The sequence below is a fragment of the Microtetraspora sp. AC03309 genome, from assembly GCF_020826795.1.
Lineage (GTDB): Bacteria > Actinomycetota > Actinomycetes > Streptosporangiales > Streptosporangiaceae > Microtetraspora > Microtetraspora glauca.
This window is the reverse complement of record NZ_JADDIL010000035.1, coordinates 40563-62233: the sequence shown is the minus strand read 5'-3', so window position 1 is coordinate 62233 and position 21671 is coordinate 40563. Positions and strand designations below refer to the sequence as shown.

At 68.3% G+C, this 21671-nt stretch carries 23 protein-coding genes; 12 read left to right on the top strand and 11 right to left on the bottom strand.

Going from position 1 to position 21671, the window contains the following annotated elements:
- Positions 1-45: 45 nt before the first annotated feature.
- Positions 46-1368 carry a hypothetical protein gene (locus IMZ11_RS21640; RefSeq protein WP_228644175.1) on the bottom strand — a complete coding sequence of 441 codons (1323 nt, stop codon included), beginning with the start codon at positions 1366-1368 and terminating at the stop codon, positions 46-48.
- A 328-nt stretch (positions 1369-1696) separates the two neighbouring features.
- On the opposite strand from IMZ11_RS21640, the gene IMZ11_RS21635 reads away from it, so the two are divergent.
- A complete protein-coding gene (locus IMZ11_RS21635) occupies positions 1697-1963 on the top strand; it encodes a hypothetical protein (protein WP_228644174.1) in 267 nt (88 codons plus the stop codon).
- A 38-nt stretch (positions 1964-2001) separates the two neighbouring features.
- Here IMZ11_RS21635 and IMZ11_RS21630 read toward each other — a convergent pair whose 3' ends face one another.
- Positions 2002-2481, bottom strand: a complete 480-nt coding sequence (locus tag IMZ11_RS21630; RefSeq protein WP_228644173.1) for a recombinase family protein — start codon at positions 2479-2481, stop codon at positions 2002-2004.
- Here IMZ11_RS21630 and IMZ11_RS21625 point away from each other — a divergent pair.
- From IMZ11_RS21625 to IMZ11_RS21615, 3 genes are all read left to right on the top strand, one after another.
- Positions 2480-2962, top strand: coding sequence for a GNAT family N-acetyltransferase (locus tag IMZ11_RS21625; protein ID WP_228644172.1), 483 nt, complete (start codon positions 2480-2482; stop codon positions 2960-2962). The genes IMZ11_RS21630 and IMZ11_RS21625 overlap by 2 nt on opposite strands.
- 223 nt (positions 2963-3185) lie before the next feature.
- Positions 3186-3728 (top strand): HAD family hydrolase, encoded by a 543-nt coding sequence (locus tag IMZ11_RS21620; protein WP_308066831.1) that lies wholly within the window; start codon positions 3186-3188, stop codon positions 3726-3728.
- A 317-nt stretch (positions 3729-4045) separates the two neighbouring features.
- On the top strand, positions 4046-4762 hold the full coding sequence (locus tag IMZ11_RS21615; RefSeq protein ID WP_228644170.1) for a dienelactone hydrolase family protein: 717 nt from the start codon (positions 4046-4048) through the stop codon (positions 4760-4762).
- A 532-nt stretch (positions 4763-5294) separates the two neighbouring features.
- On the opposite strand, the gene IMZ11_RS21610 is transcribed toward IMZ11_RS21615, so the two are convergent.
- A complete protein-coding gene (locus tag IMZ11_RS21610; RefSeq protein WP_228644169.1) occupies positions 5295-5441 on the bottom strand; it encodes a hypothetical protein in 147 nt (48 codons plus the stop codon).
- Between the two features lie 166 nt (positions 5442-5607).
- On the opposite strand from IMZ11_RS21610, the gene IMZ11_RS21605 reads away from it, so the two are divergent.
- On the top strand, positions 5608-6144 hold the full coding sequence (locus tag IMZ11_RS21605; RefSeq protein ID WP_228644168.1) for a GNAT family N-acetyltransferase: 537 nt from the start codon (positions 5608-5610) through the stop codon (positions 6142-6144).
- A gap of 1030 nt (positions 6145-7174) precedes the next feature.
- Here IMZ11_RS21605 and IMZ11_RS21600 read toward each other — a convergent pair.
- Positions 7175-7960: an alpha/beta fold hydrolase gene (locus tag IMZ11_RS21600; RefSeq protein WP_228644167.1), complete on the bottom strand. Its 786-nt coding sequence runs from the start codon at positions 7958-7960 to the stop codon at positions 7175-7177.
- Positions 7961-8607: 647 nt separating this feature from the next.
- On the opposite strand from IMZ11_RS21600, the gene IMZ11_RS21595 reads away from it, so the two are divergent.
- From IMZ11_RS21595 to IMZ11_RS21585, 3 genes are all read left to right on the top strand, one after another.
- Entirely contained in the window at positions 8608-9495 is an 888-nt protein-coding gene (locus IMZ11_RS21595) for a hypothetical protein (RefSeq protein ID WP_228644166.1), read from the top strand.
- Positions 9496-9793: 298 nt separating this feature from the next.
- Positions 9794-11032: an MFS transporter gene (locus IMZ11_RS21590; protein ID WP_228644165.1), complete on the top strand. Its 1239-nt coding sequence runs from the start codon at positions 9794-9796 to the stop codon at positions 11030-11032.
- Positions 10947-12149, top strand: coding sequence for an RNA ligase family protein (locus IMZ11_RS21585; protein WP_308066830.1), 1203 nt, complete (start codon positions 10947-10949; stop codon positions 12147-12149). Before IMZ11_RS21590 ends, IMZ11_RS21585 begins: the two co-directional genes overlap by 86 nt.
- A gap of 221 nt (positions 12150-12370) precedes the next feature.
- Here IMZ11_RS21585 and IMZ11_RS21580 read toward each other — a convergent pair whose 3' ends face one another.
- Positions 12371-13111, bottom strand: coding sequence for a VOC family protein (locus IMZ11_RS21580; protein WP_228644164.1), 741 nt, complete (start codon positions 13109-13111; stop codon positions 12371-12373).
- A 384-nt stretch (positions 13112-13495) separates the two neighbouring features.
- Here IMZ11_RS21580 and IMZ11_RS21575 point away from each other — a divergent pair, with 384 nt between their 5' ends.
- Positions 13496-13756 carry a hypothetical protein gene (locus tag IMZ11_RS21575; protein ID WP_228644163.1) on the top strand — a complete coding sequence of 87 codons (261 nt, stop codon included), beginning with the start codon at positions 13496-13498 and terminating at the stop codon, positions 13754-13756.
- A gap of 282 nt (positions 13757-14038) precedes the next feature.
- A complete protein-coding gene (locus tag IMZ11_RS21570) occupies positions 14039-14740 on the top strand; it encodes a hypothetical protein (protein WP_228644162.1) in 702 nt (233 codons plus the stop codon).
- On the opposite strand, the gene IMZ11_RS45955 is transcribed toward IMZ11_RS21570, so the two are convergent.
- The 3 genes from IMZ11_RS45955 to IMZ11_RS21555 form a co-directional block, all read right to left on the bottom strand.
- Positions 14689-15876 carry a histidine kinase gene (locus IMZ11_RS45955; protein WP_308066829.1) on the bottom strand — a complete coding sequence of 396 codons (1188 nt, stop codon included), beginning with the start codon at positions 15874-15876 and terminating at the stop codon, positions 14689-14691. The two genes, IMZ11_RS21570 and IMZ11_RS45955, sit on opposite strands and share 52 nt — an antisense overlap.
- Complete coding sequence (locus IMZ11_RS21560) at positions 15870-16562, bottom strand: response regulator transcription factor (RefSeq protein ID WP_228644161.1); 693 nt, start codon at positions 16560-16562, stop codon at positions 15870-15872. The genes IMZ11_RS45955 and IMZ11_RS21560 overlap by 7 nt, the downstream gene beginning before the upstream one ends.
- Before the next feature lie 206 nt (positions 16563-16768).
- On the bottom strand, positions 16769-17500 hold the full coding sequence (locus tag IMZ11_RS21555; protein WP_228644160.1) for an alpha/beta hydrolase: 732 nt from the start codon (positions 17498-17500) through the stop codon (positions 16769-16771).
- A 199-nt stretch (positions 17501-17699) separates the two neighbouring features.
- Between IMZ11_RS21555 and IMZ11_RS21550 the strand changes: the two genes are divergently transcribed.
- Positions 17700-18119 (top strand): helix-turn-helix domain-containing protein, encoded by a 420-nt coding sequence (locus IMZ11_RS21550; RefSeq protein ID WP_228644159.1) that lies wholly within the window; start codon positions 17700-17702, stop codon positions 18117-18119.
- Positions 18120-18133: 14 nt separating this feature from the next.
- Positions 18134-18568, top strand: coding sequence for a VOC family protein (locus IMZ11_RS21545; RefSeq protein ID WP_228644158.1), 435 nt, complete (start codon positions 18134-18136; stop codon positions 18566-18568).
- A 111-nt stretch (positions 18569-18679) separates the two neighbouring features.
- Here the strand turns inward: IMZ11_RS21545 and IMZ11_RS21540 are convergent, their stop codons facing one another.
- The 3 genes from IMZ11_RS21540 to IMZ11_RS21530 form a co-directional block, all read right to left on the bottom strand.
- Positions 18680-19984 (bottom strand): beta-propeller fold lactonase family protein, encoded by a 1305-nt coding sequence (locus IMZ11_RS21540; protein ID WP_228644157.1) that lies wholly within the window; start codon positions 19982-19984, stop codon positions 18680-18682.
- Between the two features lie 243 nt (positions 19985-20227).
- Positions 20228-20419 (bottom strand): hypothetical protein, encoded by a 192-nt coding sequence (locus IMZ11_RS21535; RefSeq protein WP_228644156.1) that lies wholly within the window; start codon positions 20417-20419, stop codon positions 20228-20230.
- A 31-nt stretch (positions 20420-20450) separates the two neighbouring features.
- Complete coding sequence (locus IMZ11_RS21530) at positions 20451-21647, bottom strand: cytochrome P450 (protein ID WP_228644155.1); 1197 nt, start codon at positions 21645-21647, stop codon at positions 20451-20453.
- Positions 21648-21671: the final 24 nt, after the last annotated feature.

Sequence of the window (21671 nt, the reverse complement as noted above, 5' to 3'; positions counted from 1 at the left end):
GGAGTTAGGCCCGTAGGCCTTCCAGCCCTGCCCAGGGGTGGTCTGTCACTGGGGCTCGTTCTGGAACCGGGCGGCGTGCAGGACGCCCGAGTAAGGGGAGCCGGGTGAGGCCAAGACTTTCGCCCCGGCCCAGACGAAGGTGAGGGCTCCGTCGGTGGGATTGAGCCCCTTCACATACTCGGTGGCCACGCCGTTGAACTCGGCCTCGCCGGCGTGCAGGGTGCCCGGGTCATTGATGGCGCTTGTGCGCCAGACTTTCACCCCGCCTGGGAGGAAGCCGATGTATCCGTCGTCGCTATTACGCCCCTTCACATACTTGGTGGCGACAACGTTGACTACGACCTCGCTGGCGTCCAGGGTTCCCGGGTAACTGGAGCCGCGTGTGCTCCAGACTTTCACCCCGCCCGGGAGGAAGTCGATGTCTCCGTCGCCGGCCTTAAGCCCCTTCACATATCCGGTGGCGACGCCGTCGAACACGACCTCGCCGGCGTGCAGGGTGCCCGGGTCATTGGAGTCGCGCGCGCGCCATACGGTCACCCCGCCCTGGGAGAAGGCGACGGCTCCGTCGCCGCCGTTCGGTCCTCCTACCCGCGGGGTGTCGATGCCGGTGGTGGCGGTGAGGGTTTCCAGGACGGGATTGCGCACCTGAACGGTTGTGGTGAGGAAGTGCTGCTGCTGAGTGTTGGGGTCGGTGGCGATGAGGATGTAGGTGGTGGCCCGCTTCGGGGCGGGCGGTGACCAGCTGCCCCCGGAGACGGGGACAGGCTGCGGCGCGCCCGGGTACATGATCTCGTAGCGGAAACCGGCGGATCCCTGCCAGCTCAGCGTGAGCTTTTCACCGGCGTCCACCATGGCCTTGTCCGGGCGGAAGTCGCGCGGCGGGAGCTCCTTTGGCGCGGTCTTCACCAGCGCCACGGCCGCGAAGCTGTTGCTCGGCTTGGCGGTCTTGGTTCTGCTGGTGTTCTCGGTCACCGTCAGCACGGCCAGCCCGGCGGTGGCGGCGACGGTGACGTTCTCCAGCGTCAGCACCATGTAGTCGCCGGGGGCGAGAGGGGCTGTGCCGTAAGGGGCTGTGCCGCCAGGGGCGGTGGCCAGGAAGGCGTTGGAGCCCTGCCGCTGGACGTTCACCGACGACCGAGTGCCCGCCCGTGTGCCGTACTTGCCCTTGGTCTTGATCTTGTTGAAGTCCGAGGTGAGGTCGCCGGCGCCGTTGCCGACGTGCACCTCCACCTTGACCGTGGACCAGTACGCCGTCTGCTGCCCGGTGTTGGTGATGACCAGGTACACCGTTCCCGTGGACGGCCGCCCGGCTGCTGACGCTTCCAGGGGCGCCGGGTCGGTGATGAGGGTGTAGGTCAGCATGGTCATGGTCACGATTCCTTTCTTGGAGGACGGCGCGGGCCGATGGCCCGCCTGCGGCAAGAGGACCGGGCCGGGTAGGACAGGCGGCGACATGGGTGGCGCATCCCGAACCCGCCTGTGACGCGCCGCAGAAGATCACCCTTAGATCCAAACGCCAGCATTGGAGCGTGACAAGAGCACTCAAGGAGGCCATAACACGGCGACTCGGCAACAGCCTCAGCGTCTTGACACGCATTCGGACCATGCGTCACTGCGCCACGACGAGCAGCAAGAACCGCGTCTCGTCACGCTGCGGACTGTCCGGGGAAACGCTCCTGCTCATACGATGCGCTCCATGCAGCGGCTCGCGCTCTTCGACTTGGACAACACGCTCGTGAACCTGGACGAGGCTTTCCAGGTGTGGGCAGGGGAGTTCGTTGACGAGCATGATCTCGGGTGCGAGGCGGCTGGTTGGCTGATAAGTCTGGACACAGTCGGCTACCCGCATCGTGAGGTGTTCTTCGACAAGGTCCGCGAGCACTTCGCCCTGTCCGAGTCGGTCGATGAGCTGTGGAGCCGGTATCGCCAGCGGATGCCGTACCTGGGGGTCCAACCAAGGTGAGCCCAAAAGCCGCGGCTCGGGCGCGGACCTGTGTGGCGTCAGGCCTTGGTGAGGTGGCGGTAGATGGTGGGGCGGGTGACGCCGAACTCGTCGGCGATCTGGGCGACGGTGTAGTCGCCGGAGTCGTACATCTCCCGCGCGAGCTGCACCTGGCAGGGGCCGAGCTTGGGTTTCTGGCCGCCGGTGCGGCCCCGGGTGCGGGCGGCCTCCAGCCCGTCCATCGTCCGCTCCGACATCAGGGCGTACTCGAACTCGGTGATCGCGCCGAGGATCTGGAAGAACATCCGGCCGACGGCGGTGGAGGTGTCGATGCCTTGGTCGAGGACGACGAGGCTGACGCCGCGGCCTTGGAGCTCCTTCGACAGCTCGATGAGGTTTTCCAGGGAGCGGCCGAGCCGGTCGAGTTTGGTGACCACAAGCTGGTCGCCCTCGCGCGCGACGAGGAGGGCCTTGTCGAGCTCGGGCCGGCTGGCACGTGTGTTGGGGGCGGCAGGCGAGGTGCGAAAGAGTGGCCCCATGACCGCCATCACATCCGTAGTCCGCCGGTACCGCTCCAGCGACGCCCAGACCACCCTGGACATCTTCTACCGTGCGATCCGGGTCACCGCGTCCCGCGACTACAGCCCCGACCAACTCGCTGCCTGGGCATCGTCCGACATCGACCCGGCCGACTGGGCGGCCAGACGGGAGAAGGCCGCGACCTGGGTTGCCGAGGTCGGCGGCAAGGTGGTCGGCTTCACCGACATCGATTCGGCCGGGTATATCGACATGATGTTCGTCGACCCCGACGCCGGGCGAGCGGGAGTCGCCACCACCCTGCTGGATCATGTGAGGGAAATCGCCCGATCTGAGGGAGTCGGCGAACTGACTGTCAACGCGAGCCTTACGGCCCGGCCGTTCTTCGAACGGCACGGCTTCACCGTCGTCGCCGAGCAACGCGTCGAACGGCGCGGCAGTGTCCTGACCAACTTCCGGATGCGCGCACCAGGGTTCTCGTAGCATCGGTGCCAGGCCCGCGGCGTCGTCCTGCGTGTCCTGTCCGGACCGTTGTCGAACTTCCAGGGGTCCAGCCAAGGTGCGCCGAAAAGCCGCAGTACAAGATCAATAACGTTGTGGCCTGCACGACGAGAAGGATCACGTCGGGCTCGGGTCGGGCTCGGGTCGGCGGGCGACCACCGCCGAGCTTGCTGTATCGCGAAGGCGAGTGTGCGTTACATACGACATGCGTTACAGAGGCGACCTACGGGAACGCCATGTTGATCTTTGTGTATCGCGAACGAACATTTCCTTGCCTCTGCCGGCATGGACCCTTAACGATCTTGCAATGCGGCTTTTGGCCTTACCTTGGCTGGACCCCTACCTGGTCCGATGTCGGCCCGCGGTGATGGACGGACTGTCGCGACTTCGCTCGATGGGGTGGAGGGTCGCCATCATCACTAATGGGACCGCCGACAACCAGCTTGGCAAGATCAAGCAGACGGGCTTGGCAGAGGCTGTGGACGCCTATGTACTCTCCGGCATTGAGGGTGTCCGTAAGCCTGAGGCGGCCCTGTTCGAGATCGCAGCCGAGCGCTGCAACAGGACTCTCGCCCAAGGCGGTTGGATGATTGGCGACAACCTCACGGCGGACATAGCCGGCGGACGTGCGGTCGGCCTGCGGACAGCCTGGATCGACCGGGGAACGTGGCCGGATCATGAGCACAATGCGGATCACGTAGTAGCCGACGTGTTCCAGGCAATGGAGATCCTCGAAGCCGAGGGGTAACTGTTCCGTGCCACCGCAAGCTGCTGGCGATCTTGCACCGAGGATGAGGGCAGACTCCCCTGGTTGCGTAAATCGAAAAGCGTTTCTCTCTAGCCCATTGGCCCAGCGATTTTGCAGCAGGTTCCGATAGTGCCGCGTCAGGAAACGTTCGCCCTGGCGAGGCGTGAGTGAAGCCCGTTGTGATACGTTGCGCACCGCAGTGCACCGCATCGACCGAAGGAGGTGAGACCGATCAACGCTGTGACAGGTCGGGGCTCCCTCTCGTGTATCGCCTAGGGAGCGCCCGCACAAGGCATCCCGAAAGGCTTGAAACGCGCATGCGCTTCACCTCCCAGACGTCGACCGACGGCGTCACCGAACGATCCTTCACCCTCGGCGAGATCCCCGGCGTGCTGTGGACGCCGGAAGACGCTGAACCCTGTGCCCTGATCCTCATCGGACACGGCGGCGGACAGGACAAGCAGGCTCCTGGCGTCGTGGCCCGCGCCCTCCGGTTGGTGGCCGAGTGCGGTTTCGCGGTGGCGGCAATCGACGCCCCAGCCCACGGCAACCGGCCCAAGACCGCCGAACATGACCGGATCATCACCGAGATGCGGGCCTGCATGGCCGGCGCGGGCGACCCGGTCCCGCTGCTGGCCGAGCTCCACACGCTGCTGGCCGCCCAGACAGTCCCGGAATGGCGCTCGGTCCTGGACGCGCTCGGGGATCTGGGCCCAGTGGGTTACTGGGGCATGTCGCTGGGCTGCGCTCTCGGCATTCCGTTGGTTGCCGCCGAGCCGCGGATCCGCGCGGCGGTACTGGGGCTGAACGGGACGTCGTTGGCGTCGGCCGAGGGCGCCGCCGGGGTCACCATCCCTGTGCAGTTCCTGATGCAGTGGGACGATGAGCGGGTGCCGCGCGAGGAGGCCCTGGCACTGTTCGACGCCTTGGCCTCGACTGAGAAGACGCTGCACGCCAATCCCGGCAAGCACGGGGACGTGCCGGCTTTCGAGGCCGACAGTGCGTTGAGGTTCTTCGCCCGGCATCTGGGCTGATACCAGCGACCGTCGTCCGCGACGCGCCGATTGGGATCCGTTCCCGATCGGCGCGTTCAGCGCACTCTGGTCGGTGTGGCCGACAGGCTTCCACACCCGGAGAACGGTCGTCACCGTGCACGCGCTGATCGTCACCGTCGCACTCGCACTCGCACCCGGCACCGCCAATGCCGTCACGGCGGGCCACTGTACGACGGAGGCCCGCATGTGTTCGAACGCCATCCCGGAACCGGGGAGCCCCTGCCAGGAGGCATCACCATGCGCGTCCGGGTGCCCGGCGGGCACTTCCGTTGACCTCTGGGCGGGAGACTTCGACGAGAAGCGGGCCCGGTCGGTGGCCGGAAGATGGCAATCCTGCTGGCGAAGGGCGACGGCCTCACCAAGCCGAAGGGCCGCGTAGTACATGCAGGCGAACAGGGCCATCAGCTGCCGGCCCCGCTTGCTCTCCCGGCAATGAGCAAGCCATGGCGGCAACCTGTGATGCTTCTGGTGACCATGGAGGGTCAGCGGCGCAGCATATGATGCCAGGCCGTCAACGCCTTTTCACCCCCTGCACTACTGGCAGCCCGGTGCCAGCGTCGAGTACGAGGCGTTCGCCGAGCGATCGCGCGAGCGTGACGGTGATCGTGGCTGTCTTGAGTATCGCGGGGCACGTCTCGCCGGAGTCCTCCTCGTCCACGTCAACCACCACCAGGTGGTCGATCTCGTAAGCGCGCGCCCCGTGAATGCTGTCACAGGCGCCGTAGCCGTATTCGAGAAGCAGCTCGTCCGTAATGTCGGCAACGAGGTCGAGCGGAGTACCAGGTGTCGGGCTCGTACGCGGCCTGGATCGAAATTGTCGCGGTATGCCCGACCTGATCGCGCCTGCCGCACGTCTGCACAAAGCTTGGCTCGAGGCGCATGCCGAGTGGGGTCCCGGCGTCCACGAGGACGGTTTCGGGCTGTTGCCGTCCGACGAAGTCGACTCGCTGGCCGGCTTCGCCGCCTGGGTGACGCGGTTGGCCGATGACTTGGATCCGGCGAAGGCAGTGGATGCCGGCGGGGTGCCGTGCACGTACCGGTGGATCGTCGAGGGCGACCGGGTGCTCGGCGGGATCGTCCTGAGGCGCGGGTTCAGCGAGTTCGTGCAGTGGGCCGGCCACATCGGCTATGGCATCCGGCCGTCCGCGCGTCGGCGCGGACTGGCCACCTGGGCGCTGGGCCGGATGCTCGACGAGGCGCGCGTGCTCGGCATGGACCGGGTGCTGGTTGTCTGCGCGGCCGGCAACGTTGCCTCGGTGAAGACGATCGAGCGCCACGGCGGCGTCCTCGAGGGCATCCGGGACACCGAGCTCGGCCCGGCACCGCGTTACTGGATCAAGATCGGCGTACCGCGCGCGTGATTTCCTGGCACGCCGCCGCAGGTAGTCGAGCACGCGTGTAGGTTGACCTAGATCGCCGAGTTCGGCTACGTGTCCTGATGCGCCTCTGTGTCGTGCTACGTCTCTGGTCACTGGCGCATCGTCTGATTGATGCTGGTTTGCCTTCCCTCAGATGATGGTCGTGAGGGTCCGGCAGGGGAGTTTCTGCGGGACTGCAGAGGTGACCTTCCGATCGGCTGCGACAACGTGCCACGATGTGGGTCATGCTGACCCGAAAGGACCATGCCGCGTAGGCCCCCCGGTGCTCTGCGAGCTGGGTGGAGCGGATCGTCCGAGCGCAGGCCGCGTAGACACATACGTGGACTCTCGGCCAAGTCCGATGCCGCGATACGGCGACTGGAAGATCAACGTTTCTGGCGCAATGCCATTGCCGATGCGCTGGACACGTACACGAGCTTTCTTCGAGGTCGAGGCCGGTATATCTACGTGAACCGGGATTGTCCTTGGTGTGATCCGGTAGAGGCTCGTGATCGCTTGGAAGAAGCCTTGCAGGCCCTTCCCTCCGCTGCTCGCTCTGAGCTACGCCTCGTTGTGGATCGACTGGACGACCAGTTCCATAACCGCACCTTGCCTGACCCGGGAGCGGAGCCCCTGAGCACATGGCACGCGGCGGCGTGGTGGCGCCGGCGCATGACGGGCTGGTGATGGCTTGATGGCTCAAGAAAGCAGGAAGGCCGCAGGGTTCCGGATGGCTTCCGAGACCCTGCCTGTCTGCCTCGTACGTCACGCTGCCAGAGCGCCTCGATCTCCCATCGACGATCTCTTGTCAGCCGTCATGGCGCTTGGCGTAGACCAGTAGGAGGACAGCGCCGAGTGGATGGACGCCGATCCTGCCACGGGCGCGCGGTCAGGTCTTCGCCGGTGCCGGAGACGGCGACCACGGGATCTTCGCCAAACGACTGCAGGTCGCGCAGCAGCTTGCGGCCAAGCCGACCTGCAGTTCCTTGAAGATCCCGATTGATCCGACGTGTCTGTCACCGGGGCGCTCAGTTCAGCGGAGAAACTCCAGGAGCACCGGCACTATGGCTTCGGGTGTGGGCCCGTGGCCCTGGCCTGGCAGGACGCGGCGGGTTGCGTTGGGCAGGGCTGCCGCCACCGCGTCGGCGGCCTCGGGCATGCCGGGGAAGGTCTGGTCACCCGAGTACACGATCGTCGGCACGGTGATCGAAGCCCAACGGGTGGCCCAGCCGGGATCGATGTTGATCTCATGGACGGCCGTGAGGTCGTAGACGAGCGTTGGGGCGACGGCGACTATCTCGGCCCATCCGGGTGATTGCGCCATCCCGTCGACGACCTCGGATGGGATCCCGATCACCGCTTTGAGGTTGTAGCGCATCGCTTCGTCGTTCTGGCCCGCTGCCAACAAAGAGTGCAGCGTGGCCAGGTGCTCGGCATGGTCGGCACCCGCGAACAGTGGTGGCTCATAGAGCGCCAGTGCGGTGACACCGATGCCGGCGTCCGCGGCTGCCAGAGCCACGGTCGCTCCTGACGAGCTGCTGTAGAGAGTCGCCGTCCCTCCGGCTGCCTTGATCAGCGCGGCGAGATCCTCGACCTCTCGCTCCAGCGCCCACGGCGCGGTGTCGCCGGATCGCCCGCGCCCGCGCCGGTCGTAGTCGATCGCGGTGAAGCCCTCGGCCGCGAGCTGCTGCGCGACCTGCCTGGTGTTCTGGTCGATGGCGCGGTACTGGGTGGCCCCGCCGATGAAGATGACGGCAGGCCCGTCACCGTAACGGTCGTAGTCGATGACCGTGCCGTCCTGCGAGGTGACTGTGCTCAAGATCCTGCCTCAATTCGTGGAGACGGTTGTGTGATCGTGGGTTGGAACAGGTCTTGCCCTCGTCCCACGCGGCGGTGTGAGCGCCGGGCGGTCGGAAGCGGGCAGCCTTGCGGCTACGGCCAACGGTATGGGCGGGGACCGACATTTTCCTTCGGGGTCGGACTGCTGGGATTCACCGGCACATGGCCAGCGCCCCGGCGTCATCTCCCGGTTCAGGCCGCGTTCCCCGGTTCAGGCCGCGTTCCCCGGTTCAGGCCGCGTTCCCCGGTTCAGGCCGCGTTCCCCGGTTCAGGCCGCGTTCCCCGGTTCAGGCCGCGTTCCCCGGTTCAGGCCGCGTTCCCCGGTTCAGGCCGCGTTCCCCGGATCGGGCCGCAGGAATGCCGAAGATGCCCGGACGGCCTCCGGCACCGTTCCTGTACGGCTCGCTCGTCACGCCGCAGGGCATCATCGAGCCGCCGGGTTGGCGATCTCGGATATGTCGGGAGTCCGAATTCCCTCCCAGGCTCCACCCATGGGCATTCCCGCTCTCCATGGAATCCACGGCGCTTCGGTTCGAGGCCAGCTGGACGAATAGGGCTGACCGGTGTCAACCGGATGCCCTCGCGCCCCGTCTCTCCTTTGCCCCATCTGTCGCAACAGGAGCCGCTTTGCGCATCCACTCGATTCTCTCGGTCGCCGCCTTGGCCGGCGGCCTGACCCTTTTCTGCCAATCAGCGCAAGCCGCCGTCTCCGAGGCGCGACAGGACACGGTCGCCGTCACCGACATCGTCGACTATCAGTGCACCGCGACGGGCGTGGCCGAGAAACAGGACATCAAGGTCAAGATCGAGCTGACGATGCCGACGGACGCCACGACGGGCGAGCAGATGACGATCGGCTGGCGCGGAACCTATGCCGACGACACCGCGCTGAGGGCGCCGGCCACAGGACTGGCCAGTGGCACCAAGCTGTACGCGTACGCATCCATCAGCGGGCTCGCCGGGCTGACCTCCGCCACCGGAGTGGGCGAACTCGCCACGCTCAGCGCGGGTCAGAACATCTCCCTGCCGATGGCCGCGGTCTCCCTGAAGACCAGATCCTCCAACGCGGGGACCGCGACGGTACGGCCGGGCGCCATCAACTTCGGGACCAGGCCCAACGAACCGTCGATTCAGTGCGAGGTGCGAAACGCCACCGCCCTGGCGACCTACACCCTCACCGTCGCCTCCGCGAACGGCCGGCCGACCGGTTCTGCCTCGCAGACGCCGAGTCCACAACAGACCCCCACCGCCACGGCGACCGCGAGCGGTCAGCCGACCGATTCTGCCTCGGGAACGCCGAATCCGCTGCCGACTCTTACCGTCACGGCAACCGTGACGAGAGCCTCAGAGGAGGGAGACGGCACAGTGGCCACGACTCCGCTCGGCGGAGCAGCGACCGGCGGTGGCGGTGAGTCCGGCCCTGACGGCCGAGTGATGGTATTGGTCGGCTTCCTGCTCACGCTCGCTGCCGCCGCCGGACTCCTGCTGCGCCGTCACAGCCTCACCAAGGGGTGACCACCCGGGCCGTCCGCGCCCGCCGCGAATGGCTCTCCATCATCGATCCGGGCGGACCGGGCGCTCCCTGTGTCAGCTGTCTTCTTGTGCCGGCGTCTGGCGGATCAGCTCCAGGTCGGCGAGCTTCCGCTCTATCTCGGTGAGTGTGGCGGTCGCGCGTGCCCGCGGCCCTCTGCCGGCTCTGCCGTGACGATCCCCGGGCACCCGCACCCGAAGCGCCGAGGTGGTCGGCCGCGACCCCGGCGACGTGCGCCACCGTTCCCGCGAGCCCCAGATGTTCCTGGGGCACAATTGCCGCGTGGCCGAACCCTCCGCGAGCGAGCCGGGCAGCAGCCGGGAACAGCCATGGATGAGCCCCGGAGTCGCCGGAATCGGAACGGCGAGCTTCTTCGCCGACGTCGGCCACGAGGTGCCGACGGCATTGCTGCCCAGCCTGCTCACCTCGACCCTGGGAGCGCCCGCCGCCGCACTCGGCCTCATCGAAGGAATCGCGGACGGGCTCGCCGGGGTCGGAAGGCTCGCCGGTGGAGCACTCGCCGACGATCCTCAACGCCGCCGGGCCGTGGCCGTCGGCGGATACACCATCACCGCGGTCCTGTCCTCGCTCCTGGGAGTCGCGGCCAACGTCTGGCAGGCCGGAGCGCTGCGCGCGGGAGCCTGGTTCGCTCGCGGCCTGCGTGTGCCATCCCGCAACGCCCTGCTCGCCGACCTCGTCCCCGCCAACGCCTACGGCAGGGCATACGGGTTCGAACGGGCGATGGACAACCTGGGAGCCATCGGCGGACCACTGCTCGCCCTCGGCCTCGTCGCCGTCTTCAGCGTCCGTACCGCGATCCTCGTCTCCGTCGTCCCCGGCATCCTCGCCGCGCTCGCCATCGTCTACGCCATCCACCGGGCCGCCCAGCCGGTCGTACGCGAACGCGCGCCCATCCGGTTACGCATCCGCCCCGTCCTGCACGGAGACCTGGGCCGCCTGCTGGGCGCGATCACCGCCTTCGAGGTCGGCAACGCCGCGGCGACCCTGCTCATCCTGCGCGCCACCCAGCAACTCGCTCCCGTCCACGGAACCCGTACGGCGACCGGCATCGCCCTGGGCCTGTACATCGCCTACAACATCGCCGCGACCATGGCGTCCGTCCCCGCGGGGCACGCCTCCGACCGGCTCGGTACGCGCGGGCCTGTTCTGGTCATGTCCGCGGGCATCACCCTGTTCGGCCTCGCCTACGCCGCGCTGGCCGTCAACACCACCAGCTACCTCTTGCTGGCCCTGCCGTTCGGCGCCGCGGGACTGGCCGTCGGGTGCGTGGAGACCGCCGAACACGCGGCCGTCGCCGCCCTGGCCCCTTCCGAGCTGCGCGGGTCGGCCTTCGGCCTGCTGGCCACCGTCCAAGCTCTCGGAAATTTCGCCGCCAGCGCCGTCGCCGGACTGCTGTGGACCTTTGTCTCACCCAATGCCGCCTGGGCCTACCTCTCGGCTTGGATGGCTGTCGCCCTGGTCGGCATGCTGCTCATCCGCCCTCGCCACGGTGTGGGCTAGCCTTCCGCGCTCCATGGCGTACCGCACGATCGCATCGGGAGCCGCTCGCGCCGACTCGCGACGGCTCGCGGCGCCGGCCGCTCCGTTCCCACGCGTTGCTGGCGGCATCACGAGCGCGCCCGCTGATCACCTTCCAGGGGAAGCGCTTCATACTGCTTCAATGCGACACCTGGCCTATCCCAAGATTCCTACGGCGGAGCGGTCCGGCGGAACGGTCCTCGGCGGCCCCTGGGTCGCGACCGAGAAGGTTCACGGGGCTCAAATGGTGATCGCCTACGACGGTCGGAACATATGCGTGGGCAAGCGCAAGGCGTGGCTACGCAGCGACGAGCCGTTCTTCGGATGGCAGCTTCTACGCGGTCGCTTCGAGAAGGTGGCGAACGCCGCCTTGGCCCGGGGCGACGCGGCCGTACGCGTCTTCGGTGAACTGTACGGCGGCCACTACCCCCACTGTGATGTCACGCCGATTCCGGGTGTCACCCCGGTTCAGACAGGGATCTGGTACAGCCCGGAAATCCGCTTCGCCCTTTTCGACGTGCTGCGCCACAAGGCGCCGGGCGATCCCGGTGTCTTTCTGGCGTACGCGGACGTCGCCTCGATCGCCGCTGACGCGGATCTCGACGTTGTGCCGCTTCTCGCCAGAGGGAGTCGGTCTGACCTCGACACCCTGCCGGGCCGGTTTCCAAGCCGTGTGCCGCAGGCACTCGGTCTGCCCGGCTTGCCGGACAACGTGGCCGAGGGGATCGTCCTGCGGCCTGACAGCCCCCTTTCTCCCGAGCACCGCCCGATACTCAAACTGAAGATCGAAGAGTTCGATGAGCGGCGGTTCGATCAGAGCCGCCCCTGGGATCCAGAGGTGATCCTCGCCCCCGAGGAACTGGGCCAGGTCGCCCGAGCCATGGTCAATGAGCCACGGCTGGCCAGCGCGCGATCCAAGGTGGGGCCGTCGGCTCTCGACGAGCTCCTGGACGAGGTGGTCCTCGACATCATGGTGGATCTTTCAGACGCCTTTCCGGCGGCCATGGGGACTCTCGGCGGTGACGACGAGGCGTACCTGCAGGCATCCATCCGCACGGTCGCGGCACGGCTGGAGGTCGGCGGCCACCACCAGGCGTGACCGCGTGCCTCCGGTGACACCGCAGCGGACGATCGGCCGTCAGTGTGACCTGGCGCTTCAGTCGGCGAGTTGAGGGTCGTGGTTGACGAGCGAGCTGATCTCGCACCCTACACGCCGGCTCTCGCCGCCCGAATCGACCGAGACGCCGTAGCCCAACCCACCCGGGTCATGGCACATGAGCACACAAGGCTCACGTGCCGGGGCGTCATCAAGGCTCCGCGTCAGGACGGGGCGAGGACGCAGAACTCGTGGCCCTCCGGGTCGGTCAGGCACGTCCACGGGACGTCGCCCTGGCCGAGGTCGAGGTCGGTGGCGCCGAGGGCCCGCAGCCGGGCCACCTCCGCTGCTTTGTCGTCACCGGGGTACGGCAGCAGGTCAAGATGGACGCGGTCTGGCACGGTCTTCACGCCGGGAGTGCGGAGGAACTCGAGATACGGGCCGACACCCTTGGCGGAGCGCGACACCACATGATCGTCGCTCACCTCGTGCAGGGTCCAGTCCATCGCCTCACCCCAGAACCGGGCCATGGCCCGCGGATCCGCACAGTCGACCACCACCCGGGCGATCGGCCCGGTGTCCCGGTAGATCTCCCGAGGCTCCAGCACGCAGAACTCGTTGCCCTCGGGGTCGGCGAGGACCGTCCACGGCACTTTGCCCTGGCCCACGTGGGCGGGCGTCGCGCCGAGATCCTGGAGGCGCGCGACCAACTCCGCCTGATGGGCCGCAGAGGTGGTGGCGAGATCGAGGTGCACACGGTTCTTTGTCGTTGTCTTGGGTTCCGGGACGGGAACGACGTCGACGCAGACGGCGACCGGGTCCGGCCAAACGAGGCCGCCGGCGGGTCCGACGTAGGTGGTCACGCCGGGGCTGTATGCACTCCAGCCGAGTGCCTCCGCCCAGAATCGGCCGATCGTCGAGTGATCAAGAGCCTTGATGTTCACCTGTACAGGTCGCAATGCCATGCCGGCGATCCTATTGATCCGCTCCGCAACGACATTCGCATCGTCGCCGCACAGAGATCAGCTCGTTCGCCGGCCGCAATGCTCGGCTCGCCAACCAGAGCGCTCAGCCCGCCAGGTGAACTGCTCACTCGCCCGGATGAAGTGCCAGGTCACAGGCAGCCCCTACGGCATCACGAGTTCAACCTCAGTAGACCCCTTGCAGGCCATGACCACCCGCCGCGTTCGCTGGGGAACAGGCGCACATTCCGCGAGAGCTGTCCAAGGGATAAGAGCAATGCGTACATGTTCTCGACCTGCCGATTGTTGCCGGAACCATTCGTCGCGAATGACCGTCTGATCACATGATCCTGCTACGACAGCGTTCTCTGAGAGAGGTCAGCAGTGGTGCTCTTCGGGAAGGACGACCACCCGCCCCTTGTCCAGGACGCACGACGCGCCCGTGAACGTGGACATCGGATTTACGTCGCTCGAATCGCCACCGAGCTGAAGAATCCCGATCAGAGCCAAACCGTGTGGAACGTCGCCGAGGAGATCGAAATCATCGAACAGGAAGGATGGCGGCTCGATCGAATGGTGGAGAGCGTCGTCTCCACCACATTCCATTACCAACAGGCGATCACCTGCGTATTCCGCCGGGAGAACTGAATGGAGATCACCTGGTCGCCCGTCGATGTCGACCCGTGGAACGGGACGGTCCGGTGACGATCCGCACGCGGGTGTACGGATGAACACAACGGGCCGGCCGAGGCGACCGCGGTCGGGGTTGTTCCACTCGACCTGCTGAGCGCCTGCCGCTGCCGTCCGTCCTCTGAATCGTGGACCGCCGGTCGGCCCTGTGGGGGACGACGTGGGGCGATGCCGCCGCCTAGCTTTCCGATCCTCCGGTCCCGTCGGTTTTCGGCGGGCCGTACGGAAGGGAAAGGTCTCATGTCGGCGCTCTCAGATCCGCGCAGATTCCGCAGAACGGCGGCCGGGCTCTGCCTCATCGTCGCCCCGGTCCTCTACGTGGCGGGTGTCGTCGCCGACCCGGCGCTCAGGCAGGGGGGTGACACCGTCGGGGTCTACGGCAGATATCCGGATCAGGTCTCGGTCAGCGCCTCGCTCCTGCACTGGAGCTGGGTGCTGTTGCTCCCGGGCATCGTCGGGATGATCCATCTGGTCCGGTGGCGCGGGGTGGTGTTCGGGCACATCGCCGGGGGCCTCGCCTTCCTCGGCATCGTGAACTTCTCCGGGCTGATGCTCGGCGACTTCTTCTACTCGCGGCTCGAACGCGCCATGCCGGCCGCTCAGGGCGCCATGCTCGCGGACGAGGCGTTCGCCGATCCCGGAGCCCGGTACGGGTTCCAGATCCCGGGCTTCCTCGGGCTCCTCGGCCTGCTTCTGCTGGGTCTGGCCCTGGCCTACGCCCGCCACGCGCCGTGGTGGGCCCCCTTCGCGATGGTCCTGGGCGCACTGGGGGCGCCGGTCTTCCCGATCGGCACCGTCGTGGGCGGGGCGCTCTACCTGGCCGGTGCCGGTGTGATCGGGCTGAGGATGCTGCGGATGAGTGACGAGGAGTGGGCGGGGCAGTTGCGGGCTCAGCCGGCCCCAGCGGGATCGCCCAGCGGGAACCTGGCGAACACGCGATAGCCTCCAGCCGTGATCGGACCGGCGGAGAGCTCGCCGCCGTACATCGCGGTCCGCTCGCGCATCCCGATCAGGCCGTGCCCCCCGCCTCCGCCGTGCGGCGTGCGGCCCGGTCCCGCCTCGTCATTGATGATCACGACGCTCAACTCGTCGGGCCCGTACGCGATGGTGACGTCGACCCCGGCGGCCTGGGCGTGTTTCAGCACGTTCGTCAGGGCCTCCTGGATCAGGCGGTAGGCGGACAGGTCGAGTCCGGGCGGCAGGGCCCGCCGCGTGCCGATGATCCGCAGGTGGACCTCCGGTCCCGCCTCCCGGACCTGCGCGACCAGGTCGTCCAGGCGGTCCAGGCCCGGCTGGGGAGTCGGCGTGTCGCCGTCCTCGGTGCCGCGGAGCATCCCCAGCATGAGCCTGAGCTCCCCGACCGTCTCACGACCGGCGCGCTCGACGCCGAGCAGCAACTCGCGTTCGTGGTCGCGGCCGTCCCCGAGCATCCTGCGCACCCCGCCCACGTGCAGGGTCATCAGGCTCACGTTGTGCGAGACGATGTCGTGCAGCTCGCGCGCGATCCGGGCCCGCTCCTCGGCCACCGCCCAGCGGGCCCGCTCCTCGCGTTCCATCTCCAGCCGCGTGGTGTGCTCGGCCAGCCGTGCCGTCCGGTCGATCTGCCGGCGCAGCAGGATGCCGCTGGTGTACGCCACCCCGACGAAGATGGCGCTTATCAGGACTTCGGGGACGTCGCTGTACTGCAAGGTCTGCAGGTGACCGTACGCGATCAGCACACAGCCGAGCCCGGCGATCCCGCGGCGGCTACGCAGTTCGGCAGTGCTCGCCACGGTGTGCACCATGATCAGGGTCGAGTAGAAATGCCATGCGGCGTAGTACGCGGCGTCCGTGATCATCTGTACGGCGAAGCCGACGGCGGTCAGCGTGAGAAGCGTGGCCATCGGGAACCTGCGCCGGAACAGCAACAGCGCCCCGGAGGCGATCGCTCCCGCGGCCTGGGGCATCGGGTCGTTGATCTGTTCGAGCCCGGCTCCCTGGCGACCGAAGGACTCGACCAGCCCGGCCACCGCCACGGCGAGAGAGAGCAGCACGTCCGGCCACGTCGGCCGCCGATCGCGGAGTGGTCGGGTCAGCACGTCCGCTCCTCGTCCGCCTGCCCCGGCGGTTCCGCCTGCCCCGGCCGTACGACACCGGCCTCGTAGGCGAACACGACCGCGTGGATGCGGTCCCGCAGGTGGAGTTTGTGCAGGATACGGACGACATGGGTTCTCACCGTCGCCTCACCGATGCCGAGCTCCCGCGCTATCTCGGAGTTGGACATCCCGTGCGCGAGCCTCCGCAAGACCTGGAGTTCACGTCGCGTGAGCGTGGCCAGCTCGGCCGGCGCGGTCGGCTCGGGATGGTTCGCGAACGAGGCGATGACCCGTGGGGTGACCGCGGGATCGATGACCGCGTACCCGGCCGCCGCCGCCCGTATGGCGTCGAGCAACTGCTCGGGTGGCGAGCTCTTGAGGACGAAGCCGTGCACCCTCGTACGCAGCGAGGCGTGCAGGTAGTCGTCGGTGTTGAAGGTGGTCAGCATGATGATCTTCGGTGGGCGGGGGTCGTCGAGGAGCCGCCGCGCGGCGCCGAGCCCGTCCAGACCGGGCATCGCGATGTCCATCAGCAGGACGTCCGGCCGCAGCCGCCGGGTCACGGCGAGGGCCTGATGGCCGTCGGCCGCCTCTCCGACGACCTCGATGTCGGGCGCCGTCTCGGCGATGAGGCGAAGCCCGGCCCGGATCATGGCCTGATCGTCCGCGATGACCAGTGTGATCGTCACCGGAGCCTCCACGTCATCGTCACGGGTGCGTCCTTTCCGGCACGATCGCAGCGTACAAAGGTCGATGAGGTCCGGACGTCCCCGGGAACGAGGACCCGAGCCGGGGCGATGTCCCCAACGTGATGGACCCCGCGTCCCCCATATGACGGACCGGCACGCCGGGAGGTACGGCTCCACAGCGGGCCGGCCGCGTGGCGGCTTCGCCGTCATGAGGAGGGAGGTGGGCCGGTGGTGACGGCCGCTTCGGCGAGGACGCGAGCGCTGAGGAGGCCCGCCTCGACCACGAGCGGAGCCCGGGTGGCGGAGCAGCGCCCTCTCGACGGGTCGTACTCCGTCATGACGACGCCGGCGTGGTCGGTGTCCGTTTCGAGCAGGGCCACCGGCCATCCGCGCCTCCGCAGGGCCGCGGCGAAGTCACGCGAACGCGCCACGTCCACGATGGGGTCCATGACGCCGTGGACGAGCCAGAACGGAACGGGCTCCGCGACCGTCGTCGCGATCTCGTCGAGGGGGGTCGTCCCGGTCGAAGGAGCGGGCCGGTCGAAGCCGGAGGCGATGGCCACCACCCCGGCCGGTCGCCAGCCGGCGGCGACTCCGATGCCGGCCGCCGCCTTCCCGCCCATGGACCATCCGGCCAGCAGGACGCGATCGGGATCGCCGCCGAACACCCCGGCCCTCTCACGGACGAAGGCGATCGACTCCAGCAGGTGACACCGTCCGCCGTCCGGCGCGTCGGAACACCAGTCGGGGACGAACACGACGGTGCCCCGCTCCGCGACCACGCGGGCCAGCGGTTCGAGGACGTCCCGCTCGTCCGGGCCCCGGCCGTGCCAGAGCAGTACGGCGGGCAGGGGAGAGCGGCCGGCGTCGCCGCGATAGACGTCGAGGGCCTTGCCACTCGGCCCGTACACGATGCCCCGGTCCACCCGCACGCCCATCGATGCCTCCATGTATCCCGTCCGCCGGGCTCCTGGAACGTGCACAGTTCAGCAATGCGGGCCTCACCGGGGCAATCCCTTTCTCCGCGGATGGGAGGCGGCGCGGGCCGGCGGCTACCGTGAAGAGTGTGGACGCGGCCGGGGAGATCGGTCATCTGAGGAGTCGGCGGGCCGAGCGCGGAGCGGAGGTGCCGGTCCGATGAGCCGTGCGGTGGAGGAGTCCAACCGGCGCATGCTTCGCGCCCGCGACGCGATGGACCGCGCGTACGCGCAGCCGCTCGACATCCCCACGCTCGCCCGGATCGCCCATGTCTCGGAGGCGCACTTCATCCGGACCTTCCGGGCGACGTTCGGCGAGACGCCGCACCGCTATCTGCAGCACCGCCGGGTCGAGCGCGCGATGTTCTTGCTGCGCCAGACCGACCGCAGCGTGACGGAGATCTGTTTGGACGTCGGTTTTACCAGCTTGGGCACGTTCAGCCGGACGTTCCGCGCCATCGTGGGCGAATCCCCGACCGCGCATCGCACACGTGGGCGCATTTCGAACGTGCCCACGTGTTTCACGATGGCCTGGACGCGACCGAGCAATTTCGGAGAAGCCCCGCGCGACCGTGGATGACTAGCGTGACAAGCATGTTCAAGGCGCTCACACACTCGCACATCTACGTCTTCGACCAGGACGAGGCCCTCGACTTCTACGTCGGCACGCTCGGCCTGGAGGTCAACACCGACGCGGACATGGGGTTCATGCGCTGGCTGACCGTCAGCGTCCCCGGCCAGCCGGACCGCGAGATCCTGCTGGAGAAGCCCGGCCCGCCCGCGCTGGACGAGGCGACGGCCGAGCAGGTACGGGAACTGGTCGCGAAGGGGGCGATCGGCCTGCTCATCTTCACCGTGGACGACTGCAGGAAGACCTACGAGACGTTGCTCGCCAAGGGCGTCGAGTTCACTCAGGAGCCCACCGAGCACTTCTACGGCACCGACTGCGCGCTGCGTGACCCGTTCGGCAACGCGATCCGGTTCACGCAGCCGGCGCCGCGGCCGCACGAGCCCACGTCGGGCTGCTGATCGTCGCCGCCGGTCGCGGCGGACATGCCGGCGCTGTCGTGAGGCTCTCGATCGCGGCAGCCCCCGGCACCCGAATGGGAGAGCCGGGCACGTCCTCTCCTCCCGAACGGATCACGGCCCGGACGCGCGGTGCCCGTTCTTGCCACCGCAGCGCGTACGGGGGCGGCGATGTTCGGTCTGGTGGCCGCATTGAGCCATGGCCATCCCAGTCTTGATCCTGATCTCGCCGGAGTGGGCCGGTGCGCCACCAGGTGAGTCGCCACCCTGCTGACCGTTACCCTGCTGACCGCCACCGGGCGATCCGCCGCGCGACCCGCCGCTCGATCCGCCGCTCGATCCACCGTTCGATCCGCCAGGCCGCGGGACGTCGCTGACGATGCGTCCGATGGCCACCCCCTCGGGATGGGCGCCGACACCGACGGTGGCGACGACGGACGGGGGGTTGACGGTGATGTCGAGCACCGACACCGTTCCCGAGAAGGAGTTGGCCACGTAGGCGCGGGTGCCGTCCCGGGTGATCGCCAGCCCCGAAGGGTTGTTCCCGACGCTGACGGATCCGATGACGGTAGGCAGCCTCGGCTTCGTGTCGAGCACCCACACCGAGCCGGAGAAGGACGCGGTGACGTAGGCGCGGGCGCCACTGGGAGCGAACGCGACCACCATGGGGCTGAGCTGGACGCCGACGTGCGCGATGACGGACGGCGGGGTGGTCGTGGTGTCGATCACCGACACTCTTCCTGGGAGGGAGTTGGGTACGTACAGGCGGGTGCCGTCCGGGGTCACCGCCAGTCCTCGGGGAGCGCTCGGTGGGGTGGTGCTGACGTCCGCGATGACGGAGGGCGGGACGGCGGTGATGTCGATCACCGACACCGTGCCCGCCCCGAAGTCGGTGACGTAGGCGCGGGTGCCGTTCGGGGCGATCGCCACAGCCTCCGGCTCGCGCCCGACGCCGACGGTGGAGACGACGGACGGCGGGGTGGTCGTGGTGTCGATGACCGACACGGTGTCAGAGCCGAAGTCGGTGACGTAGGCGCGGGTGCCGTTCGGGGCGATCGCCACTCCGTGAGGGTCGTCTCCGACGCCGACGGTGGCGATGACCGACGGTGGGGTGGCCGTGGTGTCGATCACCGACACCGAATCCGACCCGGAGTTCGTGACGTAGGCGCGGGTGCCGTTCGGAGTGACCGCCACGCCCCGGGGACCGGTCCCGACGGCGACGCTCGCGATGACGGACGGTGGGGTGGCCGTGGTGTCGATCACCGACACGGTGTTCGAGTCGAGATTGGCCACGTAGGCGAACTCCCGATCCTGTGCGGCGGCGGCCACAGCGGGGATCGGTACGGCCGCCACTGTCGTCAGCCAGGCCGCGACGGCCACCGCGACCACAAAGGGCCGAGCACGTTCCCCGGGTGTCACGAGTCCCCTCCGCGACCTGGGTTCACGGTTCCGCCACGTGCTTCTGCACCAAAGAGACGGCATCGGGTCTCCTCCGTCGACGATGATCGAGACCCCGTTCTACGGCCGCCCGACGGCCCGCCGTCGAATCGGCGCGCCGGGTTGGGTTCCGGTGGCCCAGCTTTGGATCATTCCTAGCGGCTCGATGGTGGGCGGCGACGGTGAGCGACGCCTGCGTCATACCGATCGGTGATCTTCCGGCGGCTACGAGGCGAGGAGAACGGCCACGGTGATGAGGATGATCCCCGCCAGGAGCACCGCCGGTACCACCCCGAACAGCACGCCGCGCGTACGCGGGAACCGGCGCGGAAGGGCCCAGCCGGCCAGCCGGCACGCGGGGACGAGCAGGATGAGAAGAAATGCTAGCGCCGTGACCGGCAAGGTTCGCCCGGACATGGGCCCTCCCGGCGACGACGCGTGACGGCGGTCAGCCGTGTTCGATGAACAGGTGTTCCGGGCCGCGCAGCCGTGGATTCGACCGGTAGGGAGGCGGATCCGCCACGAGACGCGGATCGCGGAGCCGCCGGATGAGGCCGGTGAGCGCGATCTGGGTCTCCAGGCGGGCGAGTGGGGCGCCGAAGCAGCTGTGGACGCCGCTCCCGAACCCGAAGTGCTGGTTGTCCTCACGGGCCGGATCGAACACGTCGGGATCGCGGAAGCGCTTGGGATCGCGGTTGCCTGACGCGAGCACGAGCACCACCGACGCCCCCTTGGGGATCGTGACCCCGGCCACCTCGATGTCCGCCAGGGCGCCGCGCGGCGACAGCATGTGCACGGGCGGCTCGTAGCGCAGCAGCTCCTCCACCGCTCCCGGCATGAGCTCCGGCTCGCGGCGCAGGCGATCGAGGACCTCCGGCCGCCGCAGCAGCGTCAGCATGCCGTTCGTGATCAGGTTGACCGTGGTCTCGTGCCCGGCGATGAAGAGCATGATCGCGGTGGTGACCAGGGTCTCCGGGGGCAGCAGGCCCTCGGCGGTCATCCCGGACAGCATGTCGTCGCCGGGATCCTGGCGGTGCCGCCCGATCAGCGCCGCCATGTACTGCCCCATCTCGGTCATCGCCTGCCGCTGCAGCCCGGGGTCCAGCCGGGGATCGAGCGTCTGGATGAGCGCGTCCGCCCACTCCTTGAAGAGGTGCTCGTCGTCGCGTGGCACGCCCATCAGGGCGCAGATCACGGTGACCGGGAACGGATACGCGAACTCGTCGACGATGTCGATCCGTTCCCCGCCGTCGTACCTGTCGGCGAACCCGTCGATCAGGCCCGTGGAGATGCGGGTCAGCTCGTCGCGCATGCCGTACACGCGGGCCGGGTTGTGCGGCGGGCCGAAGAGCCGCATGGTCTGGGCGCGCAGCCGGTCGTGGTCGGGCGGGTCCATCCTGATGAAGGCGGGAGCCAGCCCCGCCTCCGCCGACAGGTCGGGCGGCGCGTCCTCCCGGTTGTGCGGATCGGAGCTGAGCCGCGGGTCGTGCAACAGGGCGACGATCTCGTGGTACGTGCTGACGAGGAACGTGCCGTCCTCCTGCCGCGCCACCGGTGTCCTGCGGAGCTCGGCGTACAGCGGATACGGGTCCGGCCGGCTGGCGTCGTCGACGATCCGCTTGAACATCGTGTCCGGCGTCGTCATCGGGGCTCCTCGCACATCGGTCGC

Excerpts from the sequence above, each read along its gene's own strand:
- IMZ11_RS21570 (WP_228644162.1), top strand. The coding sequence starts at position 14,039 with ATGTCGGCGCTCTCAGATCCGCGCAGATTCCGCAGAACGGCGGCCGGG.
- IMZ11_RS21640 (WP_228644175.1), bottom strand. The coding sequence starts at position 1,368 with ATGACCATGCTGACCTACACCCTCATCACCGACCCGGCGCCCCTGGAA.
- IMZ11_RS21580 (WP_228644164.1), bottom strand. The coding sequence starts at position 13,111 with ATGGCATTGCGACCTGTACAGGTGAACATCAAGGCTCTTGATCACTCG.
- IMZ11_RS21545 (WP_228644158.1), top strand. The coding sequence starts at position 18,134 with ATGTTCAAGGCGCTCACACACTCGCACATCTACGTCTTCGACCAGGAC.
- IMZ11_RS21625 (WP_228644172.1), top strand. The coding sequence starts at position 2,480 with ATGACCGCCATCACATCCGTAGTCCGCCGGTACCGCTCCAGCGACGCC.
- IMZ11_RS21555 (WP_228644160.1), bottom strand. The coding sequence starts at position 17,500 with ATGGGCGTGCGGGTGGACCGGGGCATCGTGTACGGGCCGAGTGGCAAG.
- IMZ11_RS21530 (WP_228644155.1), bottom strand. The coding sequence starts at position 21,647 with ATGACGACGCCGGACACGATGTTCAAGCGGATCGTCGACGACGCCAGC.
- IMZ11_RS21605 (WP_228644168.1), top strand. The coding sequence starts at position 5,608 with ATGCCCGACCTGATCGCGCCTGCCGCACGTCTGCACAAAGCTTGGCTC.
- IMZ11_RS21635 (WP_228644174.1), top strand. The coding sequence starts at position 1,697 with ATGCAGCGGCTCGCGCTCTTCGACTTGGACAACACGCTCGTGAACCTG.
- IMZ11_RS21615 (WP_228644170.1), top strand. The coding sequence starts at position 4,046 with ATGCGCTTCACCTCCCAGACGTCGACCGACGGCGTCACCGAACGATCC.
- IMZ11_RS21630 (WP_228644173.1), bottom strand. The coding sequence starts at position 2,481 with ATGGGGCCACTCTTTCGCACCTCGCCTGCCGCCCCCAACACACGTGCC.
- IMZ11_RS21535 (WP_228644156.1), bottom strand. The coding sequence starts at position 20,419 with ATGTCCGGGCGAACCTTGCCGGTCACGGCGCTAGCATTTCTTCTCATC.
- IMZ11_RS21585 (WP_308066830.1), top strand. The coding sequence starts at position 10,947 with ATGCCGCCTGGGCCTACCTCTCGGCTTGGATGGCTGTCGCCCTGGTCG.
- IMZ11_RS21550 (WP_228644159.1), top strand. The coding sequence starts at position 17,700 with ATGAGCCGTGCGGTGGAGGAGTCCAACCGGCGCATGCTTCGCGCCCGC.
- IMZ11_RS21620 (WP_308066831.1), top strand. The coding sequence starts at position 3,186 with ATGCGTTACAGAGGCGACCTACGGGAACGCCATGTTGATCTTTGTGTA.